We start from the raw sequence: 17,027 nt of genomic DNA, 5'->3' as shown, positions 1-17,027 counted from the left end.
GAATGATTCTTCTTTTCCCGGGACGCCATCAGCTCCTTACCAATTTTCAGTTTCAGTATATCGAAAGGCTGTTGGATCGCACCAACGCAAATCCGGTCACCGATATCAATGGAAATATAGTTAAGACTGATGCTATCGAGGCTATTGTGTTTGCTGTCACCTCCGCGAACCATAGTAATACCCGCAGAAACCCGTTGCCGTTTTACCTGCGGGCACTGGCCATCCAGGAATTTTCAGAAAAGTTAAATATACCAACCTATATTTATGGTATTGATGATGTAGGAAACCTTTCGAGCTTTGCCAGTTATACCATCAAACGGATCCGGCACGAGAGCGAAGGCATGCTGGATATAACTCCGGCCAATACCTTCGTGATCTGTTCTACGCCTGTGCTCGATATGTACCAGGCGCTTGGCTTCACCATTCTTCCGGCAGAACTCGTTGACAAGGCATCCTGGAAACACAGCACACCATTGCCGTGGGACATTGTCGAGAAAATCGCTGCCGATGATGCGTGGGACACCAACCCTGCTATAAACGAGTATATACATGCTTCGTCTTTTAACATCTGGAAAAAGTACAAGCTTGCCTCCAAAGTCCAATTGCTCTTCAAAGACCGTATGATCAGCGAAGATGGTGACATCACCGGCACACGCGACTATAACACCTACGTGCGCCAGATGGACACCATTGCTGAATTGAAATATACCGAGACTGCTCCCTATATCCGCTCGGGACGTATTGGTGATATAGGTTGCGCGGTAGGTTCATGGATTAAATTGGCTTGTCAGGATGAACGGCTGCGGGAGTCAGACTTCTACGGTATCGAAGTGGCGCGACACCTGTTTGATATATGTCAGCAGCGCAAGCATAACGGAGAGTTCAGAAATCCGTTTGTGTTCTTCTCACAGCGCAATGCCGTAACGGGATTGGTCTTCGATCGTGAGTCGATGAATACAATTCATACATCATCGCTTACGCATGAGATTGAATCGTATGGAAGTCGACAGGATCTGCTGGCCTTCATCAAAAATCGTTATGATGAACTGACCCACGGGGGTGTTTGGGTAAACCGCGATGTTGTGGGGCCGGTAAATAAAGATCAGCGTGTACTCATGCAGTTGAATCGTGAGGATGGTATACATACCGAAGTCGACAAGACATTCGTCAGTCGTGAAGAACTGGCGCAGCATCTTAACAAGCTTTCTACCTATGGAAGATTTCTGCGCTTTGCCAAGGACTTCCGCAAGCATGAAGGGTATATATTGCGCTATGCGATAAAATCAATCAACGGCAAAGAATATATAGAGCTATCACTCAGCGATGCATGTGAGTTCATGAGTCGCAAAGACTACACCGATAACTGGGAAAGTGAAATGCACGAGACCTTTACGTTCTGGAGCATCGATGACTGGAAAGCAGAGCTCGAAAAAGTTGGCTTTGTAACAGCTCCCGAATCACAAGCCTATACCAACACCTGGATTGTAGACAACCGCCTGAAAGGAAAAGTAGCACTATATATTGAAGAGAGCGGTAAGCTTGAAGCGCTTTCATATCCGGTTACGAATATGATTTTGATTGCTGAAAAGCGGTAAAAATTAGCCCCTGGCTTCAAGTTACTAGTTGCAGGTTACTATTTTTTACGGTTGGCGTATAATTGCTCGTTGTGAAAGACACTATAATTTAATTTGGAAATGAACGAACAAAAAGTAAATGCTGGCACGAGACTGGCGGCAATGTTTTTAGATCACGTTATCATGACATTTGCAATGATGATATTGGCGATTCCTGGGATGGTAGCGACTTTTAGTAAAGCCTTCAATGTAGGGCATGATCGACCACAGGCAAGTCTCTTTGGAAATAGTGTTTATATTATGTTGATTGGTTTTGCAGTTTATTGGTGCAAGGATTCAATAAATGGAAGAAGTCCGGCAAAGCGAATTTTAAAACTTCAGGTTGTGGATAATACTACAGGTATAGCAGCTTCGCCTATTAAATGTTGGATTAGAAATATCTTTTTAGGTTTTTGGCCGCTGGAAGCTATCGTAGCTTTGATAAACCCCAGCAGAAGAATTGGTGATTTTGTAGCAGGCACGAAGGTCGTTCCATTTCCTGCCGGTACAACGGAACAAAAGGTGAATTGGAAAGCAGTTGTAATCTCATTGGCGTTGGCGTACGCAGTTATCGGCATCCCTTTCTACCTAATGAAGTCAACGTTAGAAGGTCGCGAGATTAACTATGTTGAAAACTCATTTAACGAGTCAGAGAGTAGAGCAACGGAGCAGCTATTCGCAGATAGTTTAGAATCTGAATTGGATGCTGACGTAAGAGTTTATGATAAAATCGAAAATGAAGATTTAAAATATGTGTCAGTTATTTTTCGGATAAAGGAAAGTTACTTACCCAGTGAGGAAGCTTTTGAACAGTTGAAATCAAAGACCATCGCTTTAGCTTTGATTAAGTTTCCGGAGAAGACATTTATAGGCAGATTCCGATATGTTTATAGAATGGGAGGAAGTGTACAAACGAGAGATGTAACACTTGACTGGCGCGATCCTGTTGAAAATGAATAGTTAATAGCTATAGATGAATTCCATTCTGCCTGGCAAGCCTTAAAATGTCTTCCTTGTACGCGGCCATGTAGCCGTGTTGCAAATCGTTTACCAGTTCTTCAAGGGTATCTTTGTAAAGTTCGGCAGGATAACTTGAGAGGTACCTGATCAGCTCGTGAATGGCATCTTCGTATTGGGCCAGTTCAATATACGCTATATATAGCCCGAGGGATGCGAGCTCCGACTTCGGGTTCAGATGTGTTGCTTTTTTGAAGTCCTCAAGTGCCAGGGTATGATCTCCCAGGTCACCATAAATACCACCCCGAATGACATAAACCTTATATATACTTTCGTTACCAGGATAACGGTCTAATATTTTTGATAAGACTCCAATGGAGTGGTCCAAATTTCCGCTGTCCCGAAGCTCAATGGCTAACTCGAACAAGCTCTCGATGGTCGGCATTCTCTGTCTGTCGCTGAATACTCAAATATACGAATCCCGATGAATTTACCAGTGATCATAGCTTGCAGTGTATAATACCTTTGTCGTTAACTTTAACAGCGTTATATTTACCGACAGTACCCTAAAAGCCGTTAAGTAAGAAGTGATGCGGGAGTATTGAATCATCATAATAAAATGAACACAACAAGCCTTCTTGTTCTAGGAACATTTGTTAAATCAATAATTTGTCTGGCAGGGATCGTCATGACTATAGTGTATGCTGTATCGGGACTCTCTACGAAAAACGATGAGAAGCTAAAGAAAGCAGCGTTTTTTTTTTTCGGTACGATAGGTGCTATCGTTGCACTCAGTTTATGTGAATTTCTTTTTTTGATGCAATAAGACATTAACAGAGTAAAAATCGGTGTCAAGGCTATGTCTTTTCAGAGGACTCTGCAAGTTAGTCCCATATTCCGCTGTCCGGATTCGACTGAAATGAAATTCAGCCGGTATGTTCTGCGTGTAAATTTCTTATATATTTGTGTTCCCCTTACGTATTGGCAAGCTCAATAGATACCTAACTACCTGGCCTTCGAATGAAAACGGTATTACCATTTACAATTTCTCTTTCTCTTCTTCTTGTTCACAACGTTTCCTATGGATGTTTTAGTGGTGAGACCAGGTTCTCATCGGAGTTGTTGTTGCCATTGCAATAGGTTTGGTTATATACCGGATGAGAAAAAAATAGAGTAAAATAAAGTGCATATACATGAAAGTTTATAAAAACAACCCGGACGGATTCAAAGAGATCAGGGTAAAGATGTTGTTCATATTTATACCGCTGTTGCTGATTATGCTAATAGCAGGTTCATGGGCAGGTTTCATAGATGTTGATGCAAATGAGATTAGTCCCTCATCATTCGTGTCTGCGATATTATTTGTCGTCATATTTGCCTTTACTTTTACAAGAAATCTTGCCAAACAGCGAAAGATATTTAAAAGTTACCTGCTGATGATCGATGATGAGGTTATTGTACGCGAGCAGGAAATGATGCCAACAATATCGTTAAGGAAGGACACGATTAAGGAGATTGTGAAATGTAAAAATGGAAACATTTTAATAAAGGGCCAGACGAGACAAGATGTTATTATTGTGAGCAATAATATAGCGAATCGCGAAGCTTTGGAATCGGATCTTCACGCATTGATGGAAGTAAAGGTGCAGGCAGGCAAAAGTATACTTGAAAAGATGGCGCTGTTCATTGCGCCTGCATTGCTGGGGTTAATGGCTGCTATAATTGTCTCCACAAACAAATACCTGGTATTGATAAGCGCTGTTATTGTAACGATAACATTTGGTTGGACTTTGTACGAAATACAGATAAATAAAAATATTGACGTGAAAACCAGGCGAAGCAGCTGGGCGATGATTATCGTGATTCTTGTCATTATAGCTATAGCCTATTCAAAAGTGCTTAACTAAATATAGCTATGGTATTTATAGTATCGTGTTCGCGTGGGTAAAACCGGAGACAAAATTCTGGGGAGGGATCGTTTTTCTGCTCATCGCAGCACTTGGTTATCTGGCTGTTAAAGCAACGCGTGGTTATGCCATTGGCTATACGAAATATAAAATCAGCGGAGGAGTCATGGCAACACTGGTATTTGTGCAGGGATTCGGTTCGTTAATTCTTGCACTCATGTTGCCTAACAATTATTTTAATGAGATCGACTCGGTTAGAGAACTATACGAACAAAACGAACTATGGATAGCGGTAACAATAATTACGTTGTTATTTACTTTTATAATCTTGTTCGGGACAATATTTACTTTAGCCGCACGGCTGGTCGGGGCCCGGCAAGACTCATTCATAATAGAAATAGATATATACTGTTATGCGTAAGGAGACTGTTAAGAACCAAAGCAAGCTATTTACGGGTTGGAAGATATTTTATTGCTTAGCATTTATAACAGGAGCGATACTAAGTATTTTCGAAGTATATCTATACAGACTTACTATTATTAGCGTAACAATACCGATATCAATCATTTTGACAGTCGGGGTGAGCACATTCCTGTTTAGCAGAAGTCACTATAAAAGGAATTTCAACACGCGGGGTATATTCTTTCCGTTGTTTCAGAATATTATCTCCTGGGGTTTTATTTCCTGCTATATATTCATGGCTGTAAATTATTACGGAGCAGATAGTGAAGTCAGGCGTATAGAATTTGAAATAAAATCTAAAAGCTCGATGCCGGGCTCTAAAGGGAACAGGGATAAACGCTCACCGTTGGTCACTATTAACTACTTTGGAATGGACAAGGAATTGGTTTTCAAGTATGTCGATACAAAGCGTGTTCATGCTGCTACGAAAGTGACGGTGACAGTAAAACGCGGGCTGGTCGGGTTTGATGTTCTTGATCATTATGATGTTGTGGATTGATAGCATAATTGGCGATTGCAAAGTAGGTATACAATTGAATTACATAACCATCTTACAACTTGAAACCTTTACCGAAAACGGACAGACTGAAAGACTCAATCTGGGGTCCTGAGCGTAATCGTGTATATAGTATCACTGACACAGCCGGCTATAGTATATAACGATTATGATGGACAAAAGACATTTAGTTCTGCCTCCGCATTGCTTATGGGAGCGATCTCATTTTTGGGTGGAGGTGCGCTGGAGTGGATTATTTGGCTTGCAAATCCGCTATATATCTTTGCGCTATCCCTTTTTTATCGGGTCCAATCGCTCCAGCATTCTGATTGCGACAATGGCAACCGCTATAGCCCTGTCATTTTTAGGCTGGCATAAAATACTCGTGGCCGAGAATGGAAGAATGGCTTCCATCGTTGGTTTAAGTGCCGGTTATTGGCTTTGGGTATCAAGTTTGTTGATATCAATGATCGGAAGTATAGGTTACTTTCGTAAACGTTGAGAGGGTTGGGGTTTTCTTGGAATAAGTTGTTAGCTGTATTAGACTAAGAAGTAAATCAAGTGTTATGTTAGTAGACTATGCTTCAAAAATTAGTTTGTGAGGAATGAGTCAAACAAAATATGGCCGCGTTTGTTCAATATGGGAGTTTCTTATATCGTTGCTTAAGCTGTAAGGTTCCGGGACCAACCACAAGTTTTGTATCTGTCAAGCGGTGCGTAGCAGGTTCTTAAGAAGTGATCAAAGTTGATAACAGTTCAGCTACCGAACGAACTGTTTTCAGAGGTAATATAAATGAAGGACTCAATGCGATTGTGGAGGCCGCCAATTCTGGTAAACTGATTTTATTACGGAAGACTATGTCAATCTGACAACTTCCAAGTCTCTTATATCTGCTAAATATTTGATTCTCAGGTACTCGCTATAAAATGTTCACTACGCCTATATATTTAAAGAGTATATCCTTCTTAACTCAAATCATGGAAAAAATTACACAGCCTTTTAAGGTATATATGTACAGGCAATTGGCGGTAAATAAAACGTCAATTGGGCGATCATTTTAGTATACTTGTCGTCTTTCGTCCTACCGTTCATCAGGTTATAATGTATTTTATATATATATTTACCTCTAGATGTTTATTACACCCTAACCTGTTAAACGTTGACCAAAATGAATACACTTTACTACCCTTATCATCATTCCATTGCAATTTACTTGCCGTTGAATCGCTAGCTGCTATACATCACTACGCCTTTATTAGTCAATAACATTACACTTCCATGTGTTTTAAGAGCTTTTTTGTGTCTGCACAGGCACGCTGTCTAATCCTGTTGCTCCTGGTTTCTGGTCTGCAAGTCTTTGGCCATGAGAAAGATTCTACTTTGGTTACTCCGGGTCGGGTAGAAAATGATGCTGCGCTATACCGGATTTTTCCGGTAGGTACGGGGTATACCGAACGGAATTTTTCGATACAATCATCAGAAAGTGAATTAACGGATGCGTATCTCAAACAATATATAGGCGATGATGGTGAGGCTGCCTTTACGCGCGAGCAGGCCAAAGCTGCTATCGATAAACTTAACGAGTTAGGAACGTTTGTGACATCATTAACCAGCGACAAGCTGCACGAACTTCCCATAGGTTTCAAAAAGGTAATCAACAGTACTACGATCACCATTGCCATCAGCGAAGTAAAGTTTAAAGCGGGTCATGCCGAGTTTACTGCGTTTGCCAAACTGGACATCCCGCAGGAACCTCGCGAACTATATTTCGGTCTGGAAGGAATCAAGCTCACGTACGAAGGAGGTATAGTCGGTGATGCCAAGCTTGTTTTACTCGGAGATATACCGATCCGCTTCAATGGCGGGGCCAGCGTGCTGATTCTCAAGGGAAGCAGCAATACCAAAGTAGCAGCTCCAGAGTCCAAAACGTATCTCAGTTTTGATTGTAATGGTTTTAAAGAAGTAGGACTTGCTGCCGATATAGAATTTCCGCGAAGTCTCTTGATACCCGTAGACCCCAATGGCAAACGTTACGAGAGTGCCGATAAACGGGTAAAGGGTTCTTTCACCACGGTTGTAACCGATTGGAATGATATACTGGTAGAATTTACTCTGCCCGATTTTGAAATGCCGCTGATCAAGGATATGCGCTTCAGCATTGAGACAGCCGTTCTTGATTTCAGTGATTTGCGCAATAGCCCGTCCGTTGTTTATCCCGAAGGTTATGAAGCTGAATATCTAGAAGCCGGTCATACCGAGTTGTGGCGAGGTGTATATGCCAAGAGTGTAAAGATTGTGTTGCCGGAAGCTTTTGAAGACAAGACGAATCCTGATAAAAGAATTTCCTTCATCGGGGCAGATATGTTGATCGACAACAACGGTCTGACAGGATCTTTTACCGGCAAGAATCTTTTGCCAATTGAAAAAGGTACAGCGTCTGGCTGGAAATTGTCGGTTGATGAAATGCAGATCAAACTGGAGGCGAATAACCTGACGGGGGCATCGTTCAAAGGTATGCTCGGACTCCCGATTGCCGAGAAAGATACATTCGCGTATGAAGCCGTGATGATGCCGGATGAATACCTGTTGAAAGTAACTGTACGCAATAAGTTTAGTTTCTCTGCGCTTAACGCAACCGTTGAGATCGATCCGAACTCATACGTGCAACTGAAACTTAAGGATGACAAGTTCAGACCGGAGGCAATGCTTCACGGCCGCATGAGTATGAAGGTGTCCAGGAACGAAGATGGTTCGGATGCCATGGGCGAGTTTAAAGGCATAGAGTTCAAGTCACTTCACATCATGACGGAGACTCCCTATATAGAAGTGGAGTACTTCGGATATAAAGGCGAATTGAAGTTTGCCAACTTCCCGGTATCTATAAATGATATAGGCCTCACAGCACAAAACGGTAAAGCCAAACTTGGTTTCAACCTGAAGCTCAACCTGATGTCAGGACAATTCGGGGCGACTACACGCCTCGAAGTAAAAAGCAAACTAGAGAAACGTGATGACGGAACACAATCGTGGAAGTATGATGGCATCGGCATCAGTGCTATCCAGATCAAGGCAACCATCAGTGGAAGTCTGGAAATAGAAGGTGCCCTGAGTATACTGGACGATGATCCGATCTATGGCGATGGTATAGCCGGCAAGTTACAGGCTAAATTTATTCCGGTAAAAGTAGAAGTAAAGGCACAGGCCATGTTTGGTTCTACAACTTATCGCTACTGGTTTGTAGAAGGTTCTGTTTCGTATGGTGATGGAATACCGGTAGTGGGACCGTTGCGGATTCATGGTTTTGGTGGTGGTGCTTTCTATCACATGAAGCGTCATCCGAAAGGAGTAGAGGCAGGATCTTCGTTAACGGTAATGGATTATGTGCCGGATGATAAAGTACATTTCGGTATCAAGGCAGCTGTACTCTTCAACGTAGCCACACGAAGCGTTGTAGATGGTGAAGCTTCTTTTGAAATCGGATTCACGAAGAGCTTTGGTATAAGCTATATCGGTTTCTTTGGCGATGCACGATTCATTGGTAAAATCCCGGGTACGGAAAATATTGAAGGCTTCGTTACGGAACAACAGAGCAACTTTGCCAAGTATGAAGATGCCTTTGTAAAAGATAACCCGGTACTTGCACAAACTTTAGAGACACTCAAAGTAAATGAACCTTCGCAGGCGGCTTCAGCTTTATTGGGCGATGCCAAAAAGATGGGCGAGAGCGGAATGATATCAGCGCACGTGGGCATGATGATGGACTTCGCTAACAAAAGCTTTCACTCAACTTTTGATGTATATGTAAATGTTGCCGGTGGTTTGTTACGCGGTATTGGAAATAACAACCGTGCCGGTTGGTCAGTCATGCATATAGATTCTGATAGCTGGTATATCTACATGGGTACACCGGTTGATCGCATGGGCATTCAGTTTGGTATTGGAAGCTTTAGTGTGAAGACCGGTGGCTACTTCATGGCCGGTAGTAAAGTTCTCGATTCTCCACCGCCTCCGACAATCATTGCCGATATGTTAGGTGTTGAGATGGCCAAGCTCGACTATATGCGCGATGCCAACGCACTGGAAGACGGAAGAGGTTTTGCCTTCGGAACAAACTTCTCGGTGGACACCGGTGAGATGCGTTCATTTATACTATATGCCAGCTTCAAGGCCGGAGCAGGTTTCGATATTATGCTTCGTGATTATGGCGATGCACACTGCGTGGGACAAACAGAACCGATCGGTATAGGAGGATGGTATGCCAACGGACAAGCCTATGCCTATATGCAGGGTGAAGTAGGCGTGAAGATCAAGATCTTCGGTATGAACAAGAAGTTCTCCGTGTTACGCGGAGGCTCTGCTGTACTCTTGCAGGCGCGACTGCCAAACCCTACGATGTTTAAAGGATATCTCGCAGTGAAAGTAGATATACTCGGTGGATTGGTAAGCGGTAACTTCCGTTTGAAAGTCGCATTGGGTAAAGACTGCGAAATTGTAAATGATTCAGGAAGTCCGCTGGCGTTAAATGTTATCGCGGATCTGAAGCCGATCGATAAGGCAAAAGATGTTGATGTCTTCGCGGCACCGCAGGCAGCATTCAACATGCGCATGGAACATCCGTTCTATGTGGAAGATGATCAGGGCAGCAAGTCGTACAGAATAAAGCTCGAAGAATTTACAGTAACCGACAACGGTACGGCTATACCGGGCAAGCTGGTATGGAATAACAACCGCGACCTCGTTACCTTCTATTCAACCGAAACGTTGCCGCCACACAAAGAACTGAAGGCTGTTGTAAAAGTCAGCTTCGAACTGCAGCAAGGTACTACCTGGCAGCAGGTATATGAAGAAGGTAAAAAAGCACTGGAATTTAAAGAGATAACGTTTACCACGGGCGATGCACCGGATAATATACCATTGTCCAATATCGAGTATGCGTACCCGGTGGTAGATCAACGCAACTATTATCGTGATGAGAGCAGAGAAGGGTATATCCAGTTGAAGCGCGGTCAATCGTATCTCTTCTCGGATGCATGGCGTTATGAGATCGGCACAGGCAAAACCGGGCAGGTAGCGAAGAAACAGGAAGTAGTATACAACGTTGCCGAGAAACGTATTGACTTTACACTCGATGCCTTAGATCTGAACGCAGCCTATACCATCGGTATGCTGGCAACGCCGCGCGATGCTTCGTCAACGCAGCAGGGTGCTGTAGAGCAAGTGATCAAGAATGATGCAGGTGATCTCACGGTTCGACAAAACCAGGCATCGGATGTTCAGCAGACTGATCTTGGAAAAAGTCTGATCGAATATACCTTTCACACCAGCAGACATACTTTGTATAGCGACAAGATCAAAGGTATAACCATTGTACAGCCTTTGATCGGAAAGATATCCTCGGATGTGATCAGTCTTCAGCCCCAGGTAGCCAGCTACGAAGGATTTGATGTGGCGGAACTTATCGGTACACAATATAGTGGTCATCAGCCCTTGTCAACGGTAGCAGCGCTTCCGGAGGATGCTTACTACAAACAGGATATATACCCGTTGTTATACCGCGAGTACCCGGTAGCGAATGAGATCAGATTGCACCGCGATACGGCAGCACTTGGTTTCTATCCGTCAAGAGCATTACCAATAATGTCGCTATACCAGATGCAGGCAGAACTTTCGGAGCCGGGTGGCATAACCACAACACGTGTTCCCTATATATACAACCTGCCGGATGTATACCACCAGGACTTCATCGATCTGCAAACACAGGTGGTGAATACATTCCTGGGGACGGAGCAACAAAACCGCTATGCATCCATCATTATGGGCGGCTACCCGATGATCCGTGCAGGCAATTACCCGGTGAAGTTCCAATATATACTTCCGAATGGAAAACGGGGATCATCAGCCGTGTTCATTTATACTAATCCGATCCGATAAGACATCATGAGAAAAGATCGTCTCTATATTGTATTTACGTTGCTGTTTCTGTGCGGCACAGCCCTGACCAGCTATAGCCAGCGGACGAATTATGTTAAAGCACTCGGCCGCGCACAGAAGAAACAGATCCTGATCCGCTGGGCAGTAAACCAGCCGCGCGCATGGAAGTTGTCCAATCAACATGGTTTTGAAGTGGTTCGCTATACCGTTATCCGCGATAGTGTTATTCTCAGCAAGCCGGAACGTAAATATATAGGCATCATTAAACCGGCAGAACAAAGTCAGTGGATCGTGCCTGCCAACAGCAACGAGTATGCAGCTATTATAGCACAGGCGTTGTATGGTGAAAGCTTTGAAGTAAGCAGCACCGACAAGGAAAGTATATTATCATCCATTAACAAAGCGCAGGAACTCGAACAACGTTTTGCCCTCTCGCTATATGCGGCCGATCAGAATTTTGCCATGGCACAACTCGCGGGCTGGGGACTGACGGACACGGATGTAAAGGAAAATGAGAAGTACCTCTATCGTATCAAATCAAAAGTACCTGCAGGTCAGTTAGCGATTGATTCAGCGGCAGTATTTATAGGACTCAAAGACTACAAACCGCTTCCGGAACCAACTGAAGTCGCAGCACAATTCAGTGACAAAACAGCAGTGATCAGTTGGGACTATAATTCGCTGAAAGATTACTATAACGCGTACTATATCGAGCGCTCATCAGACGGCAAGAATTTTTACAGAATTACCGAGCGTCCCATCATGCAGATGAGCGAGAGTGATGCCGCAAAACCTACCGGCAGAATTCACTATGTAGATGCACTGGGGATGAATGATGTTACCTACTACTACCGCGTGCGTGGTGTAACTTCCTTCAGTGAACTGGGGCCGCCTTCTGCAAAAGTATCCGGGGTAGGTCAGAAGATATTGGAGTATGTGCCGCACATCGTAAAGGCCGCTGTAAACGAAGCCGGTGAAATGGAACTGAGCTGGTCGTTTGAGCGCGCGGGCAATGGATTGATCCGTGGTTTTACCCTGAGTCTGTCTCAAACCGAAGCAGGTCCCTATATACCGGTGGTGCAAAATATACCCGCTACTCAACGTACGATCCGCTATACTAAACTCTTTCCGACCAATTACTTTACCATTACAGCCGATGCTGTGAATGGAGCGTCACGGACATCCATGTCAGTACTGGTGCAGCCGGTGGATAGTATACCCCCGCAGGCTCCGCAGGGTGTGAAAGCCATCATCGATTCACTGGGTGTCGCCACGATCAGTTGGACACCGAATACCGAGAAAGACATATATGGCTATAAGATATTCCGCACGTATGTAAAGGACGCAGAACCTACACCGCTCACCGATACAGTTTATACCGGCACCACCTTTACCGACAGTGTAAGCATGCGCATTACCAATCGCAAGGTATACTATATCGTTACGGCATTGGACCAGCGCTATAATCAATCCGCCTTCACGGCACCGGTGGCAGCAATAAAACCAGATATCGTTCCTCCAACCAGTCCGTTGTTTACCAAGTGCGAGCTGACTGGAAATGAGGTACTGTTACGCTGGTCAGACAGTCACGATGATGATATAGCATCGCATACCATCTATAGAAAGGCCCAGGAAGAGAAAGACTGGAAACGCATCAAACAATTCGGTCCCCACACCACCGGTGAGTATAAAGATTCCGATGTAACGGGGGGCATTGTATATACCTATACGTTGGTGGCCGGTGATTCCAGCGGGCTGGAGTCAAAGCCTTCTACACCGGTAAGTATAAAAGTAATTCGCAGACCGGGCGATCTGACGGTAAATGCTTTTGATGTATATATCGACCGTCAGAACCGCTATATCGAATTATTCTGGCGTGATACGCAGGATAATGTTGAGGAGTACCAGTTATACAAGGCTGAGAAAGGTTCGCCCGCTACACTCTGGCGTGTACTGAAGCGCGAAGAGAAGCGCACAGTAGATGAAAAGCTGACCGTGAATACCGAGTATAGCTATGGTATACGTGTGGTTACCCGAAAGGGAGAAGTGAGCAAGATCAAATGGTTGGAGGTTAAATATTAGTACGCACTATTTCGTAAGGATCTATGAAAAGACTTTTACAATTCTGTTTGTTGTTAGTTTTTTACCAGACTGCTGCCCAAACGGATTTTTCCAATGAGTATATGATCACCGTATCCGGTGGTGTATACTATGGCGGTGACTTGAGTTCCGGCTGCGGAAGCCGCTACGATGTTATCCTGGAATTTGAGGATGGCTCAACGCAGACCATTGTAAGCAACGGACACGGTGGGGGGGGTACGGTATCCTTCTATCGCAAGTTCTCATTCCGAAGCGACAACCGCGTAAGACGTGTTATTGCGTTTGGTAAAGCACACCGTCAAAGTCCCCGATACCGTTCGTGTGGGTATAGACGAATTGATGAAGGAAATATATACCTGCCGTTGGATCTCAATACCGATTATCCCTGCGTGAACAGGCTATACCGGAATGTTTTCAGAGGTTTTAACAGCAGTGATATAACAATTGATATACAGCCGGTGGCACAACGCCTCACCACAACGTTGTCCATGCCGAACAATGCAACCAACCGCAGAAGAACATCCTACGCACTGGACGCTATGTTTACCAGCGGTGGCAGCGATCGTGTCTTCTCCGGCTATCTCGATTCATGGGGGAGAAGCACAACCGTGAACAGAAAAGACTCGATCGTTTTGTTGAAGTCTGATGTGCGTTCGGTTTTATTGACTACGGCTGGTCAAACGGTTAACGGTCGCATCGTTCGTAATTTTAACACCTCGCATTCGTTCGATCTTCCGGCATTTACCAACACCCTTGATGTTACTTACCCATTCAATCTTTTCCCGGACGCACCTGCGGGTAGCCTTCGGGTTGTATACCGGAAGATAAAATTCCCGTTGAAGTATGGGCCGAACACCTCCTATATATTGCCTTCGGATACGAGCAATCGTGTTGTTTTACTCGGGCCTCGCGGAAACCCGGCTTCGTTCTACCATTGGGTATATAGCTGGGATGGTGTAAACTGGACAAACCTTCCGGCTAAATTTCAAGGCAGAAATAGACTTGAGATATCCGGCTATGATATTCTTGGAAATGAATTCTGGAAATATCACAACAACAATATCTTCTTCAAGATCATTGTCGATTGTAACGGAGCGGAATCAGAAACGCTTACACTGTCGGCAAGACTTTCGGCTCCCAACATAGTTTCGGTTACACCGGATCCTGACCGTTGTTATGATAAACCTCAGGATGGATCATTCAAAGTAGTTTTCGACAGACCTTTGCATGTGAGTGAAGCCGGAGAGCCTGAGCGTCTCACCATCCTGGTTACGGATGCTGCGGATAATACCGTAACGATCGATCAGCTCATTGATGTTACCCTCGAAGCAGACAATAGTTTCTCCTGGCCACGCAGACTTTTTTCAGACCGGAATTACCAGATCAGGTTACTCGGTAAATTTAAAGAAGTACCTACGTTTACTGATAACCCCGTTAACCATGCGCGCAACGTGGAGTTGATACGGCCGAGACCGATCACATCAACACTTACACCGGAGGCTGTACATTGTTATAATGGTGGCGATGGTAAGATTCTTCTCACAGCAGATGGTGGTGTTGGTAATTATCGCTTTCAATATTTACCAGTGGGCGCTACGGATTCCGTGCTGGTAACATTCAGCGAAGCAACTACGCATACGTTGGAGTTTCTTCGCTACGGTGTATATGGTTTTAAAGTGATGGATGGCAATCAGTGTATGGATGCCGCGCGTGCCAAGGCCGTGCTGGTAAATCAACCGACCGATTCGCTGCACATCGGATTTTCAAAGACGACTGATCCTCTTGCGTACCACTATAAAGATGGATATATAGAGACTATATTGGTAGGCGGTACACCATTCCCGGATCAAAGTTATGCCGTGCAGTGGTTCGATCCGGTAAACCTGTTGCCGGATTCACTCTATAACAACGCACCGTTGGCACAAGGTTATCAGGCGAACATTGATAGTCTGGGTGATGGACGTTATCAACTCCGTGCTTATGACAGTCAATATACAGTAGCACATCCTGATCATCGTAAGGGGTGTATGGTGGTAAGTGATACGTTTCGTCTCATCGAGCCGCCACCCATCGTAGTAGCAATAGCTGAATGGCATTTTGTAAGCTGTCATGGATACGATGATGGCGAACTCGTGGCGCATGCAAAAGGAGGTGTGCCCTATACGAGCGATCTTCCATACCGCTACGAATGGTTGAAAGATGTAAACGGTACACCGCAGTCAATCACTCAGCAGGACAGTATAGCCACGCAGTTGCGTACGGGTATATATCGAGTGCGCATCCGCGATAAGAATAATATAGCCAGGCTGTCCGATCCGTTTCTGTTGGTAGAACCGGATGTATTGACGGCAGCGGTAACTACGACACCAATCAGCTGTAGCTCCGGAACCGATGGTACAGCGCAGGTTGCATCGACCGGTGGTACATTGCCTTATACCTATAGCTGGTCGGATGGCGCAACCACGGCCTTGAACGTAAACCTTATTGAAGGTCGGTACTTTGTGCTGGTAAAGGATGTGCGCGGCTGTACTGCTACCGCGAATGGAAGTGTTGTATCACCTTCACCGCTTCAGGTAGATAGTCTGCTTACTAATCCGCAATGCTTTGGTTATGAAAACGGAAGCATCAACATAACCGTGATACAGGGAACGCCTCCTTACCGATATAGCTGGAGCAATGGTGCTGAGACAGAAGATATAGATCAATTGCCGGCCGGTGTCTATACGGTGAGGATTACAGACGACAATGATTGCGTAAACTATAGAAGATATGAATTGATCGATCCTGCTCCGGTGCATGTAGATCTGGGTAAAGATCGTACGCTATGTACCGACCAGGTATATATCGCTGATGCAACCATCGATGATCCGGGCGCGCAATATCAATGGAGTGGTCCGAACGGCTTTATCGCGCAAACCAGTATAGTAACCATTTCGGAAGATGGAACCTATACTGTGCACGTTGTGGATTCTCGCGAATGCCACGGTGAAGATGCCATCGCGATAAGGCGTATACAGGTAAATATAGGTGCCGAGTTTATTGTTACTACGCAGGCGTTTAAAGATAAACTGGTGACACTGGTTAACATCAGCGACCCGCAACCCGACAGCGTAGCGTGGTGGGCTTCCGAGGGCGATGTTCAGTTTGCATTATCGCTGATCAACAAAGCTGAATTAACCTTTGCCGACACCGGTACCTACACAGTGTACATGCGTGCCTACAGACAAGGTTGTGAAAAAGATTTCTCGAAGCCGATCGTAGTGGTGGCAGGTACATTTGATGAGGGCACCAAAGACGAGTCGCCTTTCCTCGAAGAGTTTACAGTTTTCCCGAATCCATCCGATGGTAAATTTTCAGCCATCATCGGGTTGCGCGAGCAAACTCCGATTCGCATACGGATGATCTCTGTGGCAAGCAATGTTATTGTAGACGATCGCGAAGCACTGGGCAGTCAGCGTTACGAATTGCCATACGATCTGAACCTGGCATCAGGAGTATATTTCCTGCTGCTCGAAACTGCCAAAGGGAACTATATACTTCGCGTAACGATCTACTAGTA

General features: G+C 44.7%; 10 protein-coding genes. 9 read left to right on the top strand and 1 reads right to left on the bottom strand.

What is annotated here, in order from left to right; translation table 11 throughout:
• Window positions 1–2 precede the first annotated feature (2 nt).
• Together ACFQ21_RS01870 and ACFQ21_RS01865 are read left to right on the top strand one after the other, a co-directional pair.
• Window positions 3–1,595, top strand: coding sequence for a transferase (locus ACFQ21_RS01870; RefSeq protein WP_377574008.1), 1,593 nt, complete (start codon window positions 3–5; stop codon window positions 1,593–1,595).
• A gap of 99 nt (window positions 1,596–1,694) precedes the next feature.
• Complete coding sequence (locus ACFQ21_RS01865; protein WP_377574005.1) at window positions 1,695–2,573, top strand: RDD family protein; 879 nt, start codon at window positions 1,695–1,697, stop codon at window positions 2,571–2,573.
• Window positions 2,574–2,580: 7 nt separating this feature from the next.
• Here ACFQ21_RS01865 and ACFQ21_RS01860 read toward each other — a convergent pair whose 3' ends face one another.
• Window positions 2,581–3,015 (bottom strand): tetratricopeptide repeat protein, encoded by a 435-nt coding sequence (locus ACFQ21_RS01860; RefSeq protein ID WP_377574002.1) that lies wholly within the window; start codon window positions 3,013–3,015, stop codon window positions 2,581–2,583.
• A gap of 748 nt (window positions 3,016–3,763) precedes the next feature.
• Here ACFQ21_RS01860 and ACFQ21_RS01855 point away from each other — a divergent pair.
• The 7 genes from ACFQ21_RS01855 (at window position 3,764) to ACFQ21_RS01825 (ending at window position 17,025) form a co-directional block, all read left to right on the top strand.
• Entirely contained in the window at window positions 3,764–4,477 is a 714-nt protein-coding gene (locus ACFQ21_RS01855) for a hypothetical protein (RefSeq protein WP_377574000.1), read from the top strand.
• A 25-nt stretch (window positions 4,478–4,502) separates the two neighbouring features.
• Window positions 4,503–4,898: a hypothetical protein gene (locus ACFQ21_RS01850; RefSeq protein ID WP_377573997.1), complete on the top strand. Its 396-nt coding sequence runs from the start codon at window positions 4,503–4,505 to the stop codon at window positions 4,896–4,898.
• A gap of 277 nt (window positions 4,899–5,175) precedes the next feature.
• Window positions 5,176–5,439 (top strand): hypothetical protein, encoded by a 264-nt coding sequence (locus tag ACFQ21_RS01845; protein WP_377573995.1) that lies wholly within the window; start codon window positions 5,176–5,178, stop codon window positions 5,437–5,439.
• Between the two features lie 166 nt (window positions 5,440–5,605).
• Complete coding sequence (locus tag ACFQ21_RS01840) at window positions 5,606–5,938, top strand: hypothetical protein (protein WP_377573992.1); 333 nt, start codon at window positions 5,606–5,608, stop codon at window positions 5,936–5,938.
• Between the two features lie 798 nt (window positions 5,939–6,736).
• Window positions 6,737–11,368 (top strand): hypothetical protein, encoded by a 4,632-nt coding sequence (locus ACFQ21_RS01835; protein WP_377573990.1) that lies wholly within the window; start codon window positions 6,737–6,739, stop codon window positions 11,366–11,368.
• A 6-nt stretch (window positions 11,369–11,374) separates the two neighbouring features.
• Window positions 11,375–13,450: a fibronectin type III domain-containing protein gene (locus ACFQ21_RS01830; protein WP_377573987.1), complete on the top strand. Its 2,076-nt coding sequence runs from the start codon at window positions 11,375–11,377 to the stop codon at window positions 13,448–13,450.
• Window positions 13,451–13,473: 23 nt separating this feature from the next.
• Window positions 13,474–17,025 carry a hypothetical protein gene (locus tag ACFQ21_RS01825; protein ID WP_377573985.1) on the top strand — a complete coding sequence of 1,184 codons (3,552 nt, stop codon included), beginning with the start codon at window positions 13,474–13,476 and terminating at the stop codon, window positions 17,023–17,025.
• Window positions 17,026–17,027 lie beyond the last annotated feature (2 nt).

The organism is Ohtaekwangia kribbensis, assembly GCF_042676245.1.
Classification (GTDB): domain Bacteria; phylum Bacteroidota; class Bacteroidia; order Cytophagales; family Cyclobacteriaceae; genus Ohtaekwangia; species Ohtaekwangia kribbensis.
The sequence above is the reverse complement of the archived record's forward strand: the minus strand, read 5'-3'. Positions and strand labels throughout refer to the sequence as shown.